This is a genomic window from Oceanobacillus kimchii X50 (genome assembly GCF_000340475.1).
Lineage (GTDB): Bacteria > Bacillota > Bacilli > Bacillales > Amphibacillaceae > Oceanobacillus > Oceanobacillus kimchii.
Genome location: NZ_CM001792.1, coordinates 3,538,810 through 3,560,954, shown reverse-complemented (window position 1 = coordinate 3,560,954; position 22,145 = coordinate 3,538,810). Strand labels below are relative to the sequence as shown.

Annotated in this window: 16 protein-coding genes and 1 pseudogene; 12 read left to right on the top strand and 5 right to left on the bottom strand. The window is 34.0% G+C overall.

Going from position 1 to position 22,145, the window contains the following annotated elements:
• Positions 1-79: 79 nt before the first annotated feature.
• Positions 80-1,201, bottom strand: a complete 1,122-nt coding sequence (locus tag C794_RS18045) for an NADH-dependent flavin oxidoreductase (protein ID WP_017798579.1) — start codon at positions 1,199-1,201, stop codon at positions 80-82.
• Positions 1,202-1,371: 170 nt separating this feature from the next.
• On the opposite strand from C794_RS18045, the pseudogene C794_RS20025 reads away from it, so the two are divergent.
• Positions 1,372-2,117, top strand: a pseudogene (locus C794_RS20025) (SDR family NAD(P)-dependent oxidoreductase).
• 281 nt (positions 2,118-2,398) lie between these two features.
• Here the strand turns inward: C794_RS20025 and C794_RS18035 are convergent.
• Positions 2,399-3,268: an N-acetylmuramoyl-L-alanine amidase family protein gene (locus C794_RS18035; protein WP_017798578.1), complete on the bottom strand. Its 870-nt coding sequence runs from the start codon at positions 3,266-3,268 to the stop codon at positions 2,399-2,401.
• A 271-nt stretch (positions 3,269-3,539) separates the two neighbouring features.
• Here C794_RS18035 and C794_RS18030 point away from each other — a divergent pair, with 271 nt between their 5' ends.
• The 8 genes from C794_RS18030 to mvk all read left to right on the top strand — a co-directional run bounded on the left by C794_RS18030 (position 3,540) and on the right by mvk (position 11,466).
• Entirely contained in the window at positions 3,540-3,869 is a 330-nt protein-coding gene (locus C794_RS18030) for an ArsR/SmtB family transcription factor (protein ID WP_039819687.1), read from the top strand.
• A gap of 5 nt (positions 3,870-3,874) precedes the next feature.
• Positions 3,875-4,228, top strand: coding sequence for a MerR family transcriptional regulator (locus C794_RS18025; protein ID WP_017798576.1), 354 nt, complete (start codon positions 3,875-3,877; stop codon positions 4,226-4,228).
• A 409-nt stretch (positions 4,229-4,637) separates the two neighbouring features.
• On the top strand, positions 4,638-4,901 hold the full coding sequence (locus C794_RS18020; protein ID WP_017798575.1) for an AbrB/MazE/SpoVT family DNA-binding domain-containing protein: 264 nt from the start codon (positions 4,638-4,640) through the stop codon (positions 4,899-4,901).
• A gap of 194 nt (positions 4,902-5,095) precedes the next feature.
• On the top strand, positions 5,096-6,913 hold the full coding sequence (locus tag C794_RS20535; protein ID WP_017798574.1) for an adhesive domain-containing protein: 1,818 nt from the start codon (positions 5,096-5,098) through the stop codon (positions 6,911-6,913).
• Positions 6,914-7,172: 259 nt separating this feature from the next.
• A complete protein-coding gene (locus tag C794_RS18010; RefSeq protein ID WP_017798573.1) occupies positions 7,173-8,867 on the top strand; it encodes a prenyltransferase/squalene oxidase repeat-containing protein in 1,695 nt (564 codons plus the stop codon).
• 18 nt (positions 8,868-8,885) lie between these two features.
• Positions 8,886-9,479 carry a class D sortase gene (locus C794_RS18005; RefSeq protein WP_017798572.1) on the top strand — a complete coding sequence of 198 codons (594 nt, stop codon included), beginning with the start codon at positions 8,886-8,888 and terminating at the stop codon, positions 9,477-9,479.
• A gap of 51 nt (positions 9,480-9,530) precedes the next feature.
• Complete coding sequence (locus C794_RS18000) at positions 9,531-10,457, top strand: terpene synthase family protein (RefSeq protein ID WP_017798571.1); 927 nt, start codon at positions 9,531-9,533, stop codon at positions 10,455-10,457.
• A gap of 76 nt (positions 10,458-10,533) precedes the next feature.
• Positions 10,534-11,466: a mevalonate kinase gene (mvk, locus tag C794_RS17995; protein WP_017798570.1), complete on the top strand. Its 933-nt coding sequence runs from the start codon at positions 10,534-10,536 to the stop codon at positions 11,464-11,466.
• 170 nt (positions 11,467-11,636) lie between these two features.
• On the opposite strand, the gene C794_RS17990 is transcribed toward mvk, so the two are convergent.
• The 3 genes from C794_RS17990 to C794_RS17980 all read right to left on the bottom strand — a co-directional run bounded on the left by C794_RS17990 (position 11,637) and on the right by C794_RS17980 (position 16,484).
• Complete coding sequence (locus C794_RS17990; RefSeq protein ID WP_017798569.1) at positions 11,637-12,824, bottom strand: DUF4317 domain-containing protein; 1,188 nt, start codon at positions 12,822-12,824, stop codon at positions 11,637-11,639.
• 263 nt (positions 12,825-13,087) lie between these two features.
• Complete coding sequence (locus C794_RS20015; RefSeq protein ID WP_017798568.1) at positions 13,088-16,174, bottom strand: type 2 lanthipeptide synthetase LanM family protein; 3,087 nt, start codon at positions 16,172-16,174, stop codon at positions 13,088-13,090.
• Between the two features lie 67 nt (positions 16,175-16,241).
• Positions 16,242-16,484: a plantaricin C family lantibiotic gene (locus tag C794_RS17980; protein WP_017798567.1), complete on the bottom strand. Its 243-nt coding sequence runs from the start codon at positions 16,482-16,484 to the stop codon at positions 16,242-16,244.
• Positions 16,485-16,639: 155 nt separating this feature from the next.
• On the opposite strand from C794_RS17980, the gene C794_RS17975 reads away from it, so the two are divergent.
• From C794_RS17975 to C794_RS17965, 3 genes are all read left to right on the top strand, one after another.
• Entirely contained in the window at positions 16,640-16,861 is a 222-nt protein-coding gene (locus C794_RS17975) for a class II lanthipeptide, LchA2/BrtA2 family (RefSeq protein ID WP_017798566.1), read from the top strand.
• A 66-nt stretch (positions 16,862-16,927) separates the two neighbouring features.
• Complete coding sequence (locus tag C794_RS20010) at positions 16,928-19,864, top strand: type 2 lanthipeptide synthetase LanM family protein (RefSeq protein WP_017798565.1); 2,937 nt, start codon at positions 16,928-16,930, stop codon at positions 19,862-19,864.
• A gap of 18 nt (positions 19,865-19,882) precedes the next feature.
• On the top strand, positions 19,883-22,036 hold the full coding sequence (locus C794_RS17965; protein WP_017798564.1) for a peptidase domain-containing ABC transporter: 2,154 nt from the start codon (positions 19,883-19,885) through the stop codon (positions 22,034-22,036).
• The last annotated feature ends 109 nt before the right edge of the window (positions 22,037-22,145 follow it).

The window sequence follows — 22,145 nt, the reverse complement described above, 5'->3', positions numbered from 1 at the left end:
ATGTGTCTTTTTCTTGTACTATTGGACCAAATTAAAAAAGCCATTCCCTACAACAATGTAGAGAACGGACTTCGCTCTTCTATACTCCAGGAAACCATCCTGGTGTATGGATAATAACTTTCCAAAGTGGATCTGGAACTACTAATTCTTCCTGTTTCTCTTTATTAATTTCGGTAATAATTTCATCATCTCTTCCTTCAGCGACTTTTTCTACCCAATCAGGATCGATGATAAGCTCTCTTCCTAATGCGAGAAGCGGGATACCAGTCTCAAATGCTTTCTTGGCATCTTCTGCTGTATAGATAGAACCAACACCAATTAATGGTACACGATTATCGATCGTTTCTAGAAGATAGCTAATTCGCATTTTATTTAAATCTTCTACACCTCTTCTGGCATTGGAGAAAAAGCTCATTAAGGAAACATGTAGATAATCTAATTTTTTCTCTGCTAAAACATCGACGAATTTTAGTGTTTCACCCATCGTAATTCCTGGTGTTTCTGGCTCTTCCGGTGAAAAACGGTAACCTACAATAAATGATTCATCTGCATGTTCTGCCACAACGCTTTGTACTTTATCAATAACAGCGAGTGGGAAAGTCATCCGCTTTTCCAAACTTCCTCCAAACCGGTCTTCACGTCGGTTAGAATACGGAGAAAAGAATTGCTGAATTAAGTAGCCATTAGCTCCGTGAATTTCAACGCCATCATAGCCTGCTTCAATGGCTCTACGTGTCGTTTCACCGAAAGCTTCAATAATTTCTTCTATTTCTGCTTCTTTTAAGGGACGCGGTTTTACAGCTTCGCTATTTGCTGGGATGTCACTAGCACTTACAACGTCTCCATCTGGAACAAGAGAGGGTGGACACATTTTTCCTCCATGGAAAATTTGTAATATGGCCTTGGCGCCCTCGTCTTGAATTCCTTTTGCCAGTTTACTTAAACTCGGGACCATGTTATCTTCAACTGCCGAAAATTGATTGGGAAATCCCTTTCCATTAGGTGTTACATAAGTTGTTGCAGTAATGACCATGCCTACGTCTTTAGAACGGCGAGCATAATAACTTATCTCTTCATCACTTACCGTTCCATCTGGGTTGGATGAGTAATGTGTCATCGGCGCCATTACCAAACGATTCTTTAATTCAACTCCATTTTTAAATGTTAATGGGGAAAACATATCGTGATTATTTGTGTTCATGCTGTACTCCTCCTTGTTAAGATATAGTAGTAAATGGAGGGGGATTTGTATAGGATTTTGCTTGAACATAAAGAATAGGTGCTAAATCTAAAGAAAGTACAATGAAAATGTTTTATGGTATTAAAGTTTAAATTAGAAATGTTTGTAAGGATAAAAGAAGGAGTGTGCATATGCCAAATTTAAACAACCATGTCATTCTTGTAACTGGGGCTAATCGAGGACAGGGGGAGGCAATTGCTCAGCACCTTGCTTCCTTGGGCGCAATAGTAGGAGTTGCTGCTCGAAACTATGAGGATGCTCAAGAAGTGGCTGGTAAGATTGGAGAAGAACATGCTTTTCCAATTCAGTTAGATGTTCAAAAGAGGTAGAGTGGAAATCTGCAGTAGATAAGATATTAAATAAATTCGGTAAGCTTGATGTGTTAGTCAATAATGCTGGGGCTCTTAAACGTAAACCATTTAAAGAAACAACACTGGATGATTATCAACAGTTGATTAATGTCAATCAGCTCGGCGTTTTTATGGGTATGCAAGCCGTTATTCCGCAAATGGAGAAACAGCAAAAAGGCTCTATTATCAACAACGTATCTATTTCTGCATTTGCTCCAATCAGTAAATCCTCTGCTTATGTTGCGAAAAAATCCTCTGTGGTGGCAATGTCAAAAGCTGCAGCAATAGAATTAGGTCCAGCAGGGATTCGAGTGAATATGGTCCATCCAGGTGGAGTCAAAACCGATATGGTCACCGAAAGTGAAACTGTTCCCGCTTATTATGATTCAGTACCGCTCAAGCGTATTGGACAACCAGTCGAAATTGCTAAGGTTATAGCATTTCTGGCGTCTGATGAAAGCTCTTATTGTACGGGTACAGAGATTGTTGTTGATGGTGGAATGACACTTGGGACTGCGGATGAGTGAATAAAATTATCTAGTAGTTAGATTAATGTTGTGACTTCGTTCATTAAACGGTGTAATTATTATCTCTTTTTACGATTCGAGTTTATCTATGATAGTATATGAGTCGCTAGTACTGATGATGATTTTACGCGTTGTTGTGGTTGTCTGCTAACTATAAAAAATAACCACCCATTGCGAACAAGCAATTGTTGTGGTTATTTTCACAGTAACTATGAACCCGACCCTAAGGATGTTGAACTAACCTTCAGTTTTACAGCACTTTCATCATATAATAATATAACCTATTCTATATAATCAAGGACTCCATTCGTGATACCCTCAGCAATACTTTCTTGATACGCTTCTGTTTGGACAATAGATAAATCAGTGAAATTTGTTATAAAACCTAACTCTAGTAATGCAGAAGGAGCTTCTGTATCTCTTAAAACTTTAAAATCGGCCTGTCTAACTCCACGGTCATGAAGCGTGACACTCGAAATCATTGCTTCTTGAATGGATTGCCCTAAATCTCTATCCAAATTGTCTCGAATATACGTAGTAATTCCGTTAGCAGAATGATTTATTGCTGCATTATAATGAATACTGATAAAGACATGAGTATTATAGCTGTTGCTTATTCTTACGCGATCCTCTAATGATATGAAATTATCATTTGCTCTCGTAGTTATTACTGTAGCACCGTGATTTTGGAGCTGCTCTACCACTTTTAAAGAAGTGGAAAAAACAAGTTCTTTTTCTTGTATATTATTGATACCAATCGCACCAGGGTCTTTTCCTCCATGACCTGGATCAATGATAATATTATACCCTTCTAGATCAGTAGATTGGTTTAGTGTAGGATTTGGTGATGAGGGGGAGTTCGAACTTTTCGCTATTAACAGGTATTTAGCAACCCAAACTTCTTTACCTGCATAATAAGTTTGTACCCAACCATACTGTTCATCAAAAGCTACCAATTGGTCTCCTTTTTCTAACTGGCCTACAATTTCACCGTCAATAGAAGGTATAGAGCGAACATTAATTACCGTATTATTTACTTCAAAGGTTTCTAAACTACTAGCTTGTGCACTTGATAACTGCAAAGATGGTAACAGAAAAGAAAATAGAGTGACGGCTAACCCAACAACAAAGATAATAGAACGATTCCTCATAACACCACTCCTTAAAAGTATTTTGTAATAACAAAGATTACCATAAAAATAATGTAAATAAATGTATTTTTTTGAAATTAATAATATGTCATTAATATATTTACAGAAAAAGGAATTTTTCTAGTTTAAAAGAATTAATAAACATAATAATAAAACACAAAAACTAGAAAAATAGATGATTATGTAAACGTATGGTAAAAAAATAATTATTGTTAATAATTTCCAGTCAAATTTGTTGCGGATATACACAATTGTTAGTAATATTCGATTTATGGAAGGTAAAGAATTAGACCGAGTGTTTTATGCATTATCAGACTCAAAACGCAGAAGCATTATAGAAATGCTTTCAGAAAAGGAGATGACAGTCTCGCAAATAGCCAATTCATTCAGCATATCTTTAGTAGGTGTATCCAAACATATAAAAGTACTAGAGCATGCTGGATTAATAGAAGTTCTAAGAATAGGGAGGGTGAAACAATGTCGTTTAAATGGACCGAAGTTTAAACGCTCACTTAAGTGGATGAATACATATGGAACTGTATGGAGAGCGAGCGAGAAAAGACTCGAATTGGAGTTACAAAAGTCAAAGAAAAAGGAGTGATATAGATGTTTTTATCTATTAAAGAGGCTGCAGAAGAAGTATCCATTCCTCCATCCACCATTCGATATTATGATTCCCAAGGTTTACTACCTTCTATTAAAAGAGATAAAAATGGAAGTCGACAATTTGAAGAAAGTGACCTATTCTGGTTAGAAATGATAGGCAGTATGCGTGATACAGGTATGTCAATCAACAAACTACGGAAAGTAGCACAATTACGCACGAGGGGAACATCGACGGTAGAAGAAAGAAAAAAGCTATTTAAAGAACATAAAGAAAAATTACTAAAAGAAAGAGAAAATATAGATTATGCACTTCATAAATTATCTAGAAAAATGGAACTTTTAGAGCAAATGTAATTATAATGGTAAGTCTATTTAATTATAATATCCAAGATAAACCAATACTTAACCAAATGGTTAAGTATTGGTTTTTTACCATGGTATAAAAATTAATTTCAAAAGATTACGCAAAGAAAAAAGACTTTTAATTATTTTTTCTATATTCAGATAAATATAGAAAGAAAAACCTTAAATTATCGTTAGGTCGATACAAACATAAAATTTCCATTATAATCCAATTCTATATATAGACAGAACCAGTTCAAAAATCGTATTGACTTAAAGTTAAGTTGAACCTCTAGAATATGCCTTGTATCGCAAAAAAAGTCGAAGGGAGGAGCATTTTGTATTTGGGCCATTGGTTTTTTTGTCCCTTCTCAACCTTGATTCATAAAGAAGAATAATAGTGATAGAAAGCAGGTTTGACATGTACAGAAAGATAGATTCTTTAGGAAGAATTGTACTTCCAAGAGAAATACTTAATATTCTTCATATTAATTCTACCGAGAAAGTGAATTTGTCTTTAGAAGAAGATCATATTGTTCTAAGAAAAAATAATGGAAATCTACAGTGTATGATAACTGGTGAAATATCTGACGATAATATCATTCTTGGTGACGGAGAGGTGGTGTTATCCAAAAAAGCAGCTCTGAGCTTAGTTTCCGAGCTAGAAAACATTGTTAGAAAATAAAAAAGAATTTCTTTTATTCAAGGTTGGGGCAAGTAGATTAGTTCATTGTTTAGTTCTGTATTCCATTTTTAATAGCAATAATTCTCTTTTTACAACATGAATAATCAGATTATTTTTTATCTTTTACTAAATTTGGAAGAAAGATCATATAGCAGTTTGATTTAATTATTAATTATTATTTAGGAGGATTCATATTGAGAAAAAAAATAGATTACAAGAAGAAACTAAATAGAAAGAATATGCAGTCAAGAAACCAAAAAAAGATGATATTTGCAACAACATCTGCTCTAGTACTGTCTGGGACTTTACCAGCTTATAGTATTAATGCAAATCCTTTAGTCGATCCAGAAGCGCCTGTATCGGACGAGGTATCTTTGTTTGCATTAGCTGATATAAGTATCTTACAAAATGCTTCCCTTGTTTCCAATAACGGGGAACAACAAATCAAAAATGAAGCAGGAAATTATGACATAGATTTAACTTTTACTGGTACTGGTGTTGCAGATTTAAGTCTTGCTGATGATAAGGTAGTTGTATTTACATTGCCAGAAGAATTAGAAGGTACAGTAGTTGGTGATAGCACTGTGACAATTAATGCTCAGTTAACTGCAATTACTCCAGGTGATGTACCTGGTGTGAGTCCATTAGTTAGTGCTCTAGGTACTGCTGTAGAAGCACTCTCAAATATTCCGGTACCTGGTTTGGATTTAGATCCATTAAATACAGCATTTGAAGCAGTGAATAGTACGCAAGATTTGGGTTCTTATGAAACAACAGTGGATGGAATTGTATCTGAAGATGGAAAGTCCATCACAGTTGATTTCTCTGAGGGATTAGGCGAATTTACTAGATCAGCATTTTCCGGCCTCTTTGACCCATTAAGAGATGCAGTGAATGAAGTTGAATATACTGGTTCTATACCAGGGGTGGGTGCGGCAATTGAAGCTGTACAAAATGCAGCTAACCCTTTATTTGACCTAGTTGATGAAATTGCTAATGGATCTAGTGATGTACTTACAAATGCTTTAGATGCAGGGTTATTAGGAGAAACCAGTTTTCAGTTAGAAACGGAAATTTCCGACCCAGGTGTTAGTGAAGCTACTGTTAGCGCAGGTGCAGTCAATGACCCAGTAATTGGTGCAGATATACTTAGTCAAATAAGAGACGAAGGAACGGAAACAACATTATTATTTGAGGATGATAGTGATGCCGACGCCGATGCGGATGCGGATGCGGATGCCGACGCTGACGCGGATGCTGACGCCGATGCAGATGCAGATGCTGACGCCGATGCAGATGCTGACGCCGATGCTGACGCGGATGCAGATGCAGATGCTGACGCCGATGCTGACGCGGATGCCGACGCCGACGCCGATGCTGACGCGGATGCAGATGCAGATGCTGACGCGGATGCTGACGCCGACGCCGACGCCGATGCAGATGCCGATGCGGATGCTGACGCGGATGCCGACGCCGATGCAGATGCTGACGCGGATGCAGATGCGGATGCAGATGCCGATGCGGATGCGGATGCTGACGCGGATGCCGATGCTGACGCGGATGCCGACGCCGATTTAGATCACCTAATTATTGATCGTATCGATCCAATTTATAATGGAGCAACAAGCATCACCGGTGAAGGGAATGCAGGATCTATGGTTTATGCAGTAGTGAATGGTGAAGTGATTGGTTATGCTTTTGTATCGAATAATGGTGAGTTTACGATTGGTCTAGATGAATCAGTAACTTCAGGAGATGTTGTCGAATTGTATCAAGTGGATGAGAACGGAAATAAAGGAGAATCAACGTTTAAACAAGTGGTAAGTACAAATAATTCACCTAATCCAAATACTGGTTCCAATAACACAGACTCTAATAACAATTCAAACACAAACAATGACCAGACGTTACCAGATACAGCAGCTGGAGTTGGTACATTAGGAGCAATCGGATTGGGATCGATTCTTGCTGGAGCATTAGCAAGGTTAGCAGGGTTCTTCCGCCGTAAATAATAAGTAATGACAAAGAAGTTGGGACATAACAAAAAGTATTGCTATAAACATTGAATAAAGAATTGTAAGAAATATATGTAACTCCTGCAGTAGGAAGGCTTAGGTGAGCCTACCAGGATTGCTTGCAAAACGGAGGCTCGCCAGCTAACTGCTGAAAACGGGGGGATATTTCTCAAGCTGTCTTTCAAATATTTATCTTTTGACTATAACTTTTTGTCCCAACTTCTTTACAAAATACATGGTGAAGGGAGTTTATAGGTTGACAACTTCAAGTGCGCCGATGGATGTAAAAAATAGTTACATGGAAAAAATGTATGAAAAAATAAGTCAAAGTAGTATTTTTCAAGACCGTCAAAAGGACACAAAAACAACACTTTTTCTATCTGTAGGTTCGAAAAATAGTCGTGCAATTGTATTTGTTTCCACTCAAAGAAACTTCGATCAAGCATGGGCTGATTTATCTCAACAATTTAGTCATTTTTCCTCTACATTTGATAAGAAGATTAAAAGTTTGAAGATAGATTGGATGGAAGAAGAAACAACACATTCAGTTGCACAATTTATAAATCTAATCACGAAGACAAAGAAGAACTACTATAGAAAAGGTATTATTCTCGGTAACGACTACAACTATGCTTTCTTAGAACAAGAAGTAAATGGTAATGCTTTTATTCAGAAAGGTGAAAAAAACAATCGCGGGTATTTAAACGCAAAAAATATTAACCATTATATTAAGAACCACCGTCCGAATCAGTCCATGGTGGATTTTACGAAAGTCCATGTAATTAAATCATTTTCAACAAGCGGGTTTTATTATAGCGAAGGAAACTTCTACACGTTAAAAAATAATGAACTAGATAACGGCCGCAGAGATACGCCATTGAATAATGATGAATTGAAGTACTTAATTACTTCAGGAGCTAATTTCTTAATCGACAATAATAGAAGTGACGGCAAATTTAATTATGGATATTTTTCTTGCTTTGATAAGCCTATTAAATTTTATAATATGCTAAGACATGCAAGTACACTGTATTCTATGATTGAAGTTTATGAACTTTTTCCGAGTAATGATTTACAAAAAGCTATTGAGAAAGGAATTGATTTTCTTTTAACTCAAGGTATCCAGACGTACAACCATAATGAGAAGTCTTATGTAATAGATCAGACTAGTAAAGGTTCTCATGAATATAAATTAGGTGCGAATGCTACAGCCCTCCTGGCATTAACAAAGTACATGAGTGTGTTTAATAATTCGGTCCATTTAGAGAATGCTCGACGTTTAGCTAGGGGTATTTTATATATGCAGTTGGAAGATGGTGCATTTACGCATGTTCTGTTCCCTTCTTTGGAAACAAAAGAAGATTTTCGTATTGTATATTACGACGGCGAAGCAGCATTTGCACTTATGAGACTGTATCAATTAGACAACCAAGATATATGGATTCATGCAGTAGAGAAAGCAATGGACTATTTTATTGAGAATAAATATTGGAAACATCATGATCATTGGTTGGGCTACTGTGTCAATGAACTAACAACATATCGTCCTCTACGTAAGTATTATGAGTTTGGAATCTTGAACATCAAAAACAAACTCGATTTTATCTATCATCGTCAAACAACTTATCCAACATTTTTAGAGTTACTACTTTCTGTATATAGTCTTGTAGAAAAAATGAGAACCGAAGATTGTGAAGAATTACTGGATGGTTTCGATCAATATTTTCTTCATGAAACTATACAGAAGCGTGCTGAATACCAACGAAACGGTTTTTTCTATCCAGAGCTATCTATGTATTTTAAGAACCCTGCCCGAATAAATGGTAGTTTCTTTATCCGACATCATTCTTTTCGATCTAGAATTGACGATGTAGAACACTATTTATCGGGATATTGTCGATATTATAAATTATTAAATCAACAACTAGAAACAAACGCAAAAAAACTATAACGCAGAAAAGGTGATTAGATGCGACATATAGGGAATTGGTTGTTGTTAGTAGGAATAATTTGTATTTTTATATATGGTTATCAAATAAGTTCTTTGGAACAAAAACAGGATACTGCTCTAGTTGAAGCTACTCAGAAAATTGAACACGAAGATAAACCAAAGAAAGTAATGGAAGCTGACAGCTCTTCCCCTCATGATAACTTCTTCGTGAACGCAGGGGAGGCATTTGCGACATTAGAAATCCCTAAATTAGATAAAGAACTTCCGGTAGTGGGTGGTACTGATCCGGATTCACTTGATAGAGGTGTTGGGCATTTATCGAATTCTGTTTTTCCTGGACAAGGGGAACAAATTTTATTATCTGGACATCGAGATACTGTTTTCCGTGACTTTGGTGAATTGGAAATAGGAGATCAATTTGTTGTAAATATGCCCTATGGAACCTTTATCTATGAAATAAGAGAAACAGAGATTGTGCCTGAAGATGATACTTCGGTTATTAGGGATATGGGAGAAGAGGTTCTTGTTGTAACTACGTGTTATCCTTTTCACTATATTGGTGGTGCACCAGAAAGATTTGTTACGTATGCATATCCGGTAGAAAATAATTAATCTTTTTCACAGTTTCTATTCAAAAATATAATATGCAAAGGAGGCCATAACATGGAGAAGATAAAACAAATTCCTAAGATTGAATATGTATTAGAAGGTGGAATTAGTCCCTTTGCCACACGTGTCCAAACTTCCACAATTGAATGGGCGATAGAACGCAACATATTAAATGAGCCATCTCTTTTAAAAAGTTATGAAATCCAAAAGTTAGGCTACTTAGCATGCCGAGCGCAACCATATGATAAGTTCTCCGATATAATGTTGACTTCAGAGTATCTTCTGTTGCTATGTATGTTAGATGACTACAGTGAGGAAGTATCGAACCCGGATGATTTTAGTGATTATTCTGGTAAGATTCTAAATATATTAAGAGGTATGAACCCCCCTATAAAAGGAGACGATTTTCTAAAAGGGTGGGAAGATTGGTGGGGACGTGTGAGAGCAGGCACCCCTAAGGAATGGCAAATTCGTATTATCGATAGTATATCTAAATGTTTTAAAGCAATTATGTGGGAGATTAACAATCGCATTCGTAATATTATTCCTAATGTCCATGAGTATGTGCTGAATCGTCAACATAGTGGGAGTGTGTTTGTTTGTTTTGATCTAGTAGAAAGGGGAGGAATGAGATATTGCGCAAATAAGTTTCGTGATGAGGTGTTTGTAGACTTAGTAAATACTGCAAGTAAAATAGCGAACTGGACAAATGATATATTATCTTTAGAGAAAGAATTAAAGAATGGGGAAAGCCAAAATTTAGTGATAAGCGTTCATAGGCAGAACAAGACTTCCATATCTGATTCACTAGAACATGTATTGCAAATGTTAGATATTGAACTATATAAATATAATAAATTGAAAAATAGGCTTCTAACAACAAATTCTTCATATAAAGAAATAGTGGAGAAATATATAGTAGGAATGGAAGCGGCTGTTCGTGGACAGTATGAATGGGGATTAAGGACGGGCCGATTTTAACAAAAAATTACCCAAATACTTAATAGATTTTTGCAATTATATATTTCATAAATAGTGAAGAACCTGGAGGTTTACAATGGGAATATCAGGAATTGGAACTTCTACAGGAAAAATTATTCTAATGGGGGAACACTCAGCAGTGTATGGAGAACCTTCATTAGTTATGCCATTTCCACATGTGAATTGTACGGTGGAGATTAAAAAGAATAATAGAGATACAAACTGGATAGAATGTGCTCACTTCAAAGGAGCTATTGCAGATCTACCAACTCAATTTGCCAGTATTGCATATTTGATTCATTTATTTATTAATAAATTTGGATTATTCCATTCTATAGATTTAATTATACGTAGTGATATACCTTTAGAAAGAGGTATGGGATCAAGTGCGGGCGTGGGAACTGCAATAACAAGAGCATTTTATGATTATATGGATATACCACTTAAGCGGGAAGCGTTATTAAATTATGTGAATCAATCAGAAAAAATAGCACATGGGAATCCAAGCGGTATGGATGCATTTGCGACGAGTAGTAATAAATTAGTTTGCTTTGAAAATAGGAAGTTTTCCACTTACCTTCCATTGAAAATGGACAGTGTTCTAATTGTTGCTGAAAGTGGAATTAAAGGAAATACGCGTACTGCAATTAAGAAAGTGAAATACTTGGTTGACCATGATAAGACATCAACGGAAGAAAAGATTAAACAATTAGGTAATTTCACTAGACGTGCAAAAGAATCTTTAATAGAAAATGATCCTATAAATCTCGGACATTATTTTAATAGAGCACATACCGTTTTAAAAGATTTATCCATAAGCCTTCCTTTTATCGATGATATAATTGGCGCCGCGTTAAACTCTGGGGCGTTGGGAGCTAAATTGACTGGTAGTGGCTTGGGAGGAAGTATCATTGCCCTAGCTAAATCTAAGAACGATGCGGAGAAAGTAAGTAATCAGTTACTAGAAAAAGGTGTACGGAAGGTATGGCAGCAACCACTGGATTTGTAAAACGCATTTGAGTAAGAGCTAGAATCTAAACTATTAGTAACTTTTATTCCTTACACTCTTAAGTCTTGCTTAACCGCCTTATAGTTGGTTTAAGGCGGTTAAGTTTTAATTATTTCCTTTATTATTAAATTATATTAAATATGCCTTTATAGTGATATAAAACCTGTCAACTATTCTTCATCTTCTGCTTTGTTAAATATGATTTCCGGAATCATCTCAAAGCCTTCGATCACGGTATTTTCTTCAACTTCGATCATCAGGCAAAGTTTGCCGTCGAGATGCATTTGACGAACATAGCGCAGGTCCTGAGGACACACAGAAATATCCGCTACTTTTGTTTTGATTTTTATCGACTTAGAAGTATACTTTGGAACGATACTGGTTGCTTTCAGCTCATATTTTTCATCGTCAATCACCTTTTTAAAAGCGGATTCCACTTTTTCCGGATCGACATCCTGAACCCCGCTACTTGTTAGAACCTTTTCCACGTCTCGATAATCCAGTTTTGGCGCATCGGGTTCTTCATTTTCTTCCACAACTCGGTGGATTTCATCGTATACATTGGCAAGTGTCGATGTATTTATCTGGTCGCCGGCCACATCTTTCACAATTTCCTCAAATACAATCTTGTCGTCTTCGGCTGTCATGGCTTCTTCGGCATTCAATACTTCCTCGATGAAATGATAATCGAGCTCGTATGGCTTGCTTGCAGAGTATAGGACACGATTTACGTTTGCGGCACTATCCGTAAAGCTTGGGAATAGAAATCCGCCGACGGGTGCTTTCAAATTGATGACAGGGTCTACGACAAAGTGATATTTGAATTCCTTCTCCACATAGTCAAACAGAAGCTCTTTTTTAGGGTCGAGCGTCTTGTTGATACTACATAAGATAAAGGGATTGGAATAGACCATATCCCGGCTACTTTCTTCGGTTTCCGCATTGCTTCGCTTGGAAGGCTTTAAATATTCGCCATGTATAAATGTAACGACAATGTCCATTTCATATTGTTTATCTTTCAGCATTTTTTCTACGAGCTGGAGCATCTGCGCTTTCCATTCTTCCGTATCATTGGTTAGCAATCCTTGATGAAGGATTAGCTGGCTGCTGTCTTCTACATCCTGCTGAAATTTTAGTTCGAATAACTTCTGATCTAGCTGGCCAGTCAGTACTTTTTTGAAATTCGTTAAGAAAAGTTCTTGCTGTTCCTGTTCAAGCATTTCAAACGGTGTGCTTTGATGGTGATAAATTTCACTAGATTCTTTCATTATATAAACATTAAAAATATCTTTAATCTTTAATAGATCATTATTAATCTTAAATTGCTTCTTGATGTCTGCTATATCTTTTTTATTCAAAATGGATTCTCCCTTAATTCATTATCTAAGCCATGAATAAATTAACTCACATCCACTTATTTTAACATAAAAAGAGGGGGTAATGGATAATTCAACCTTAATAGAAAGCTCTGTTAAACGTCTTAATTTTGGGAGATATTTTATAGTAAAGGCGATTCCTATAACTTAGAAGGAATATTTGAAAAGCGTTCCAACAAAAATTAAGATCCATGAGAGTATGTTTATACTTCCACGGACCTTGCGTGAATACTAATGAAAAAATATTATTGAGGAGGCTCTAATTCAAGAATACTTGGCAATCTATTATCATGCTGTTTTAGCATGGAGTATCCAATTCCAGCTATCCCAATCATAAAACCAACAGCTTCAACTCCACGAGATACACCTTTCTCAAAAGGATTTTGATGAAAGTATGCCTCTTGAACTTTTAATTGTTCTACTAAGAAATCCTGAACATTTTTCTCTTTAAAGGTTTGAAGTATATTTATATTTCCTGCATCTCCATGGCATTGACATCTTGTGTGACCAAATCCATTTTCAAGAGTCGATTCAATACCAAATTTTATACTGTTTGTTATATGTTCATTATCAATTCCATACTGTCTTAACCTATTTCTCGCCATAATTATACCAGGAGCACCATGACACCAATTAAAAGGTATATTATCTTTCTCAAATGATGCAAACCAATTTTTAGATGTTGGTTCATACAGGCTATCTTCAAATTCCAAAATTTTGTAAATGGTGTCTTCAATGGATGTATTATTAATATAGTAATTATATTTTGCTAGGGCTGTAGCTACACCACTGGAACCGTGCGCAAACCCTGTATAAAAACGGTTTGTTTGCGAATCTTTCCACCCTATACCATTTTTTAAGGTGATTTTAGAATCCATAATGAATTGAATGGATACTTCAGCTTCTTTTAAAAACAAATCGTCCTTTAAATCTTCGTACAAAGAGAGAAGTACCATTGCTATTCCAGCGTGACCATCTAGTATATCTACACTTTTTATATTTTTTCTACCACTTCTTAATAAAGGTAACATTCTATAGATTTCATTTATCCATTCTTTCTTATTTTGGTTCTTAGCTGCGTGCTGTAGAAAATACATGTATCCAGCTAATCCTGTGAAAGCACCGCACTCAAATCCTGTTGTTAACTTAATTTTTTCCATATGTGTAATACTTTTTTTTATAGTATTTACAATCTCCATGGTAACTTTGGAAAATATATCTCTGTTGTCGTATTTATCTAAATAACTGGTGAAAATACCTATACCTGATAATCCGTTATAAAAGTCAAGATTAACAGGGGAAACACTCCAAGATACCTGGTTAGTTCCTTGAATAAGCGTACTTATCCATGTGACATCATTCTCGTCCCCTTTAATTCTTTTATCATATAAATGTTCTCCCGCTTTTTTAGCTAAAGCTAAAGGATTAGGTGTTTTTCTATTTATATTATTTATGTTCATCTCCGATATGAGTCTTTCTTCTTTATGATGCTCTGCATTGTGACTTGCAAGTAATGACATTCTAATTATATTATTTTGTTGCTTTAAGTCCTCTTCTGAAAATAAATTTAAAGTTTTTATAGCTCTTTCATATGCGGATTCATTATAATAATTTTTAATGTGCAGCCCTTGGCTTGACTTTAGATCTTTAAGAGCAGGAACAGAAAAGAAATAAGGAATATCTGTATTAATTAACTGCTTTATTTCAGATGTTATTACTTCTTTATTTAAATTGGTTGCATTACTACTGATTAATCTTGTTAGAAGCAATTCTCTATCAACGGAGTCTCGTAAAAAATCTGGGTGAAAGCTTTTATGAAGAGCAGATGCATAATACGTTGTCGGTTTTAATATAGAACGAGTTTCAACGTGTTTAAATTCATTTAACAAATTAATGAACGAATTTTTATTTTGTTGAATGATTTTATAAGTCATATTAAATCCTTGTAAAATTGTATCTAGATAATCAAGTTGAGTAGTTTCAAATTCATTTAAGTTAGGCGCATTATTATCCTTTGGTAGCTCCATTAATTCTCTTTTAATTAACGCATCATCTCTTAATGGGTTTTTTATTACACGCACATTAACTTTTGCATTCGAGTTTTCACCTCTCATACCTGAAAGGTCCATAACTTCTTGCTTGTCATTTCCAAAATATATGTCAAAAGGTAGCAACCCTGTAGACTGTACCGAACGACTAATGAAATACATTGCTTTACTATGTGCAGTTTTATTTTCTTCAACTGACAAGTTTTTATTATGCATAAGCGTTTCTAAATCAACTAACATTGGATAAATACCATGTGCAATTATATTCTCACTATGAAAATCGACTGCTCCTAGACTATACAATAAGCAAAGCACGCCACCTAGATTATAATAATAATTATTAACATCTTCTGCGTTACTACATGGTAGGTATTCAATATATTCCGACCAACCGTAACTTTTCATATTCATAATTTCTTGTGTCCTCAAGCTTAATGACGGGCAGGAAGCGTTTATCCATTCTATGAGATTTTGATATTTTTCATCAATGCTATGGGACCTGGGCTTGTACATTAATTTTTTTCCGTCTTTGAATGTAACTGAAGCATTAAAATTACCGTTATTGTGAGGGTCTCCTAGTCCGATGTTAATTTCTTGAATCTGATCATAATCATTTGAATATATAAATTGATCTTTTTTTAATCTAGTATTAAACAATGTTACTGAATTTATCCAATCAATAGTTCTTTGACAAAGCATTCGCAATAATACAGGATATTCCTCAAATAATTGTTCTAAGTATGATGGAGATGTTAAAAGTTCGTTGTTATAGTATGTATATCTTTCTTCAGATGTATTACCAATTAGTTGCCCTTGTTCTTTAGAGACATTTAATTCAAGTACTAAAGTCTGGTAAGCTACTTCTAATAGAATTTTCTTTAGATAATTTATGGATGTGTTACGTACTATATCGTTAAATGGTTGATCTTTATTCTCTAAGTATTCTAATGCTATACTGACAAATTTACATAATAAAGAATCGAATTGAACAGATTCATTTCTATATGAAAATGTATTGTAATCGTATGTATGACAAGCTAGCTTTTTATAAATGGTCAACCAATTGTTGTCAAAGAAGGATTGCTTTGTTTGAACAGTAGGTGCTAGTGAAGAATTAATTAAAGTAGACAAATTATCTGAAGTAAGAAAGCTTTTTGTTCTTTCAAGAAATTGTTGTTCCCCCTCGTGTAATTCTACTAAATAGTTTAATTTCTTTTTATATAACTTATGATTTTCTTTATTTTCTTCTAGTATACGCTCATCATAATAGGCAGATTTATTCATCCTGTTCCCCTCCTTTAATTAAATCCACTGATAAAAGCCAAAGTGACTTTTATCAGTGGTCAAAAATTTAGCCAACATTACAATTAACTTGACATTCTTTGGTAATGGTACAGAACCACCCTTGATTCCCACCTAATCTACTTAACCAACATAAGTCTATTGGTAAAGTAATATCTTGTGTTTCTGCGGAGCCCCCTGAAAGCTTGTACATTTCCTCATCACTAATCTCGCTAAAGATATCCCCTGAAGGATGAGAAGTATGCACATCTCTAGCTAACGGATCTTTCCACGCCTTTACTTTTTCTTTCATTTGAACCACTCCCTGTTATATTATTTAGAAAATTACAATTAGTATAGTACATATAATTTACAATTTTGTCAATAATTTCATTATATTAAAAAATTTGACAATTATAAAATATTATGACATATTGTATTTGAATAATTTAGAAGGGAGGTTTATCGATGGACATAATTAAGAACTCATCAAAAAGAATTGAGATTAATACATCATTTGAAAATCATCCAGCAGGGGAAATTTCGGAAGAGGAATTATTAGCAATCTCTGGTGGACAAGTTGAGCAAAACTCTCTGTCTCCGCTTACTCCTTCAAGTGGATCTTGTGTTGCAATTTCTTTAGCATTCTGCCCAACATCAGCATGTACAAGTGATTGTACGGAGTGGTAAAAACAAGTTGCCTTAACTTAAAAGCCCATCAATTTAAAATTGATGGGCTTTCCAGGAGGTTTTAAAATGTCTATTACAATAAATGACTTTGAAAAAGCATTTTATAGTTTTGAGGATAAACAATCTCAACCTGAATGGTTAGAAGTTCTCAAAGATATTACAAAATTAAAATATCATGGTGAATATAATATTAAAATACCCAATCAAGACAGTTTTATATGTACTAATTTCTATAAACCCTTTATAAAATATGCAGTTATTCAAATAGATAAATATTTAGAAGAACAAATATACATAGAACGTTTTATTAATACTCATAAATTTAAAGCTAATTTTATTAATGAATTAATGATTGGATTAAGTATCCTTGGAAACAAAACTTTAATTACTGAACTACATGTAGCGGTGGAAGAAGGTTTAATTAAAGGGGAAGATTCAAGAGAAAGGTTTTTTTACTTCAACAAGCATTATATAGACGACTATAATATATTCTTATCGATATTAGAATTATATCCAATGTTAGCGAGGGTGTTGACAGAGAAAGTTATAACCGTAGTCAAAGATACGTTACAGGTCATAAGTAGGTACATGGAAGATTATGATGAAATAAATGAAAAATTTAATTTAAACCGAGCTCAATTACTATATATAGAAGGCGGACAAGGAGATTCACATAATAAGGGACAAAGTGTAAAAACTTTTACATTTGAAACCTCTAAATTAGTATACAAACCAAAGTCTCTTGAGATAGATTATCAGTTTGACAGGTTCATCAATTGGCTAAATTCTCAAGAAATTAAATGCGAGCTTAAAACAGCTACTACAGTGAGTAAAAATGAGTATGGATGGCAAGAATTTGTTACATATGAAGAGTGTACAGAAAAACCTCAAGTTCAAAATTTTTATTATAGACAAGGTGTTTTATTAGCTGTTTTGTATATATTTAAAGGTGTAGATTTCCATTCTGAGAACATAATGGCTTCTGGAGAGTATCCTATACTTATTGATACAGAAACACTATTTAGCAATATTGAGGTATTCAAGGAGAATCTAGACCTTGATCCTATTTCCCTCGAGGTTCAAGATAGTGTTTTATTAAGCTCGATGTTACCTTCATTCAGTGACTGGGATCAAATTTACGATTTTGACTTAAGTGCTTTAGGTGCAAGAGGTGGACAACCTTCTAATAAAATGATTTCTTATGATATTAAAAATAGAGCCCAAGAAAATATGAAGTTAGTAAAACGAAATGCAGTTACTACAGAGAAACAGAATAATCCCAAACTCAATGGTAAATTTTGTTATAGTGAAAATTATAGTAACTTCATTTTGGATGGTTTCGAAGATACTTATAAAGTTTTTCTTTATAAGAAGCAAGAATTATTAAGACAAGGAGGCGTACTTAATTACTTTAAAGATGTTGTTATAAGACATATTATTCGACCTACTGGTGTTTACTCTAGGTTTTTAGATGCCTCTTCTCATCCCAAGTACTTAAGTGATACTAAGCAGCGTGAACGTTTGTTTGAGTTTTTAAGTACTGCTGGAGAAACAATGGAAGGAGCAAATGTCTATATCCCTTCTGAAATAAACGATTTACTTCAAAATGATGTACCTTTTTTTTACTTCAAAGCAGATGACACAAAGTTAATAGATTCTAACTATAAATTAATTAATGGAGCTTTTAAAATATCTGCGCTTGAACGGTCAAAGAATGTAATTATGAGAATTTCTTTAATAGATTTGAAGAGACAGTTGAGATACATTAAGTTATCCTTGAACACTCTAAATTCCATTAAAACAAAACAAGCCATAAATCTAGGATATAACTCAAAACAAAACGTAAGTGATCTAAAAAGCGAGATAAAGAATATTGCGGATTCCATCCTCAATAGAGCAATCCTGCATAATGAGCGCCCGTTTTGGATAACGAATAAGCTTAATGAATCGTCTATTACCTTTTCTACCTTGCAATTAGAATTGTATGACGGATTAACAGGTCTAAGTATCTTTTACGCTGAAGCTGGCAGAGTCTTAAATAATAAGAAATATACCGATATATCCCAAAAGATACTATCTCTTATTCAGGATAGTGAACAAACATATATGGCAAATACTACTTCAATTTCAGCTTACAATGGAGTAGGAATATTTGTTTATTTATATACTTATCTCGGAAAGTTATGGGGAAATAGAGAACTTCTAAAGAGAGCAGAAGCTGTAACAATAGAAATTTGTAATCAATTCATACAAGAAAAACAACCACTTAAAAGTGATTTTATTAGTGGATTAGCAGGTTTATTAAAAGTAGTTATTAATTTATATGATAATTACCCTACTAATGGGGTGAAAATATGTTTAGAACATATATATCAAAGGTTGAAAACAAATTGCATACTCCTACTTAAAAATAAATTGGAATCAGATGAAATATACACTGGATTTGCGCACGGGTACTCCGGGATTGCTTACGCTCTTTCAACATATGTTAAATATAGTGATGAAAAGAGTGAGGTTATTGATATAATATTACAATTAATCAGAAAAGAAGATGAATATTTTGTACCTTCAGCAAATAATTGGAAAGATATTAGAAACAACAACAAAGAATTATCTCCTACATTTTGGTGTTATGGACCTCCTGGAATTCTTATAGGAAGGACTAAGCTGCAGATGGAATTACCTTACCTAAGTAATCAAGACTTAAAGATAGAAGAAGCTTTACAAGGGACACTCCAAGTATCCGAATATAATAATCATAGTATATGTCATGGTTTATTTGGAAACTTATTAATATTAAAAGAGTTTCATTCTTTAAGAGAAAGCCATATAGTTACTCATAAAATAGAAGAGTTAAGAAAAGGTATGGAATCCTCATTTATCAATGCTTCTTATGGTGAAGCAGAATTGCTTGGTCTATTTCTAGGAGAAGCAGGATTTGGATATGGGATGTTGAAACTATATGATAATAGAGTACCCTCTATTCTTACTCTAGATATATAGAAAGAAAGAGGTGGGAATGTGTTTAAAAAAAGAACACCATTTATTGAACAAATGCAACAAACGGAATGTGGATTATGTTGCTTAGCAATGGTATCTGGATATTATAATGGTAATTACACTTTAAATGAACTGCGCGAATTTAATGAGGCGGGGCGTGATGGCTTAAACCTTCTGAATTTACGGAACTTAGGTAGAGATTTGGGTTTCGATACAAAAGTACTTAAAACCAATACATGTAATCAATCTGAATTAAATCATATTCAGCTACCTGCCATAGTCTTTTTTGACAATAATCACTTTGTTGTCTTAGAGAAAGTAAAAAAAGGTATGTATCATATTATTGATCCAGGGTTTGGAAGAAAAAAATTAGAATATAGTGAGTTTAAATCTAAATACAAAAATATAATTATGGAATTAAAACCTAATTCTTCATTTAAGGAAAGAAAAAAGACAGCTGTCTGGATGGATTATCTTAAACAACTAAAAGAGAAACCATATTTAGTAATGTGGATATTGTTGGCTGCATTAGTATTACAACTAAGCATGTTAATTGTGCCCATACTAATACAATATTTAATTGATAATATTTTAATTCAGGGTGACCAAAATCTTCTCTTTTGGTTTATGACTGGGATTATATCTTTATTAGTTATTCAAGGTGGTTTCCAATATCTTCGTGGGCATTTAGTTATAAAACTTAATACATTCCTTGATAAGAGTCTTATGAGCAAGTTTTTTTCACATATTTTAAAATTACCATTTAAATATTTTCAGACAAGATCTTTTGGGGATATTTTATATAGAGCTTCTAGTTTAAGAATAATTAGAGATATGATGTCCTCTCAACTAGTATTAGGTACACTAAATATAGGTTCTATTATATTTATTTTAATATATATGACTATTAAATCGCCCATTTTGGCTGTAGCGGTATTTGGTTTAGCTATGATCAGCGTTATTTTCACTATAATGCACAGTTTAAAGTTAAAAGAAAAAAATGCAGAAGAAATATCTATGAATGCACAATTACAAGGATATCAAACGGAAATACTTTATGGAATTTCAAGTGTGAAAGTATCTGGTATAGAGAAGGAAGTATATTCTAACTGGGATGAATTTCTTAATAAACAAATACGAGCTTATCGACTAAAGGAAATCTTCTTAAACTATATAACTTCTGTTACGAGCATGATGCAGACGGTGTTTCCTCTTATCATTCTTTGGCTAGGATCGTATCAAGTTTTTAGCGGTGCATTAACAATTGGAGAATTGGTAGCATTTCATTCATTATGTGGAACTTTTTTCTCAAGCAGCAACTCTTTAATTCAAACATACAATTCAATTAATGTAACAACAGGTTACTTAATTAGGGTAAATGATGTTTTGAAATCCAAAAAAGAACAAGAGGGTGACCGTCAAATACAGTTAAACGGAGGAGTAGAATTACAAAATGTTTCTTTTAAATATGAACAACATGGCGAAGATATATTAAGAAATATTAATCTAAAAATAAATCCAGGTGATAAAATCGCTATAATAGGTAAGTCTGGTGCTGGTAAAAGCACACTTGCATCTATAATTCTAGGGTTATACCAACCTAGTGAAGGCGATGTATATTTTGATAATATACACCTAAATCAATTAAAGCTAAATGAATTACGTAAACAAATTGGTGTAGTTCCTCAAAATGTTTCTTTATTTAATCAAACGATTAAAGAAAATATAACATTCGGAAATCAGAATGTAACTGATGAAGGGTTGATTAATTCAATTAAAATGGCAAACATTGAAGAGGATATTAGTAATATGCCTATGGGTGTAAATACTATGGTGTCCGAAATGGGTATGAATTTATCTGGCGGGCAGAGACAAAGAGTAGCTTTAGCGAGAGCATTAGTAAATAAACCTTCAATAATGTTATTAGATGAGGCAACCAGTTCCTTAGATCATCATAATGAAAAGAAGATAGACGATTATTTAAAAGGCTTAAATTGTACAAGAGTAATTATCACACATAATTTTTCTTCGATAGTGGATGCGAATAATATTATTGAAGTCAAAGACGGGAAAATAATAAATCAAGGTAACCATGAGGAAATGTTATTATTATCTGATTTCTACAATAGTTTTCATTCTCGAAGTAAAAAAGATTATCATATGGCAGCAACTTAAAAACAAAACACACTTTATGTCAAAAATACTTTACATAAAGTGTGTTTTGTTTTACAATAAGTATAATTCAATGTACTATTTGTTCAATTTATTTTACATTAGGGGAGGA